Origin of the sequence: Acinetobacter sp. S40 (assembly GCF_016624705.1) — a bacterium.
Taxonomy (GTDB): Bacteria; Pseudomonadota; Gammaproteobacteria; order Pseudomonadales; family Moraxellaceae; genus Acinetobacter.
This window is the reverse complement of record NZ_JACVTU010000032.1, coordinates 1-1,271: the sequence shown is the minus strand read 5'-3', so window position 1 is coordinate 1,271 and position 1,271 is coordinate 1. Positions and strand designations below refer to the sequence as shown.

Sequence of the window (1,271 nt, the reverse complement as noted above, 5' to 3'; positions counted from 1 at the left end):
CAAAAATGCGTTGATCGGATCTACACCGACCTGTGCGTGATCGATGTTACCCCTGAAGGCCTTAAAGTGACTGAAAAAGTTGCAGGTTTAAGCTTTGAAGAATTGCAACGCTTAACGGGCGCAACCTTGATTGATGCAACTTAAGGAGAGGACAGATACCCATGAAAAACGCATATATCATCGATGCCATCCGAACTCCCTTTGGTCGCTATGCAGGTGGCCTGGCCCCTGTACGTGCGGATGACTTGGGGGCAGTCCCGATTGCCGCATTGATCGAACGCAATCCCACTGTCAACTGGCAACAGGTCGATGACGTGATCTATGGTTGCGCCAATCAGGCTGGCGAAGACAACCGTAACGTTGGACGCATGTCAGCACTGCTTGCAGGCTTACCGGTAGACGTTCCTGCCACCACAGTCAACCGTTTATGTGGATCATCACTGGATGCCATTGCGATGGCAGCACGTGCCATCAAAGCCGGTGAAGCCCATTTGATTATTGCGGGTGGTGTTGAAAGCATGAGCCGTGCGCCTTACGTCATGGGCAAATCCGAAGGTGCCTTTGGTCGTAGCCAAAAGATTGAAGACACCACCATGGGCTGGCGTTTTATCAATCCAAAACTCAAAGCCATGTATGGTGTAGACACCATGCCACAAACGGCTGAAAACGTGGCAGAACAGTTCAACATCAATCGTGAAGATCAAGACCAGTTCGCTTATAACAGTCAGCAGCGTACTGCGGCAGCGCAAGCCAAAGGCTACTTTGCTAAAGAAATCGTACCTGTGACGATTCCACAGCGCAAAGGTGAGCCTGTACTGATCACGACAGATGAGCATCCACGTGCATCGACCACACTCGAAGGTTTAACCAAACTCAAAGGTGTGGTGAAAGCAGACGGTACAGTAACTGCGGGCAATGCATCAGGTATTAATGATGGTGCAGCGGCAGTATTGATAGCATCTGATGAAGCGATTGCACACTACCAATTAAAACCCCGTGCCAAAATCATTGCCGCGACGACGGTGGGAATCGAACCAAGAATTATGGGTTTTGCACCTGCACCTGCGATTAAAAAACTGCTGAAACAAGCCAATATGACGTTAGATCAGATGGATGTGATTGAGCTGAATGAAGCATTTGCAGCGCAAGCTCTGGCGTGTACCCGTGATCTCGGTCTAACCGATGAGGATGCACGAGTGAATCCAAATGGCGGGGCGATTGCACTGGGTCATCCATTGGGCGCATCAGGAGCACGTTTGGTGACCACTGCG

The 1,271-nt window shown here is 50.4% G+C and carries 1 protein-coding gene and 1 pseudogene; both read left to right on the top strand.

The genetic code is table 11. The annotated features are described in order from the left end of the window. Positions 1–144: pseudogene (locus tag IAE19_RS16415) on the top strand (3-oxoadipate CoA-transferase); the annotation flags it as partial. 17 nt (positions 145–161) lie between these two features. Further along, the coding region (gene pcaF, locus IAE19_RS16410) for a 3-oxoadipyl-CoA thiolase (RefSeq protein WP_200461970.1) at positions 162–1,271 on the top strand (1,110 nt) is incomplete at its 3' end.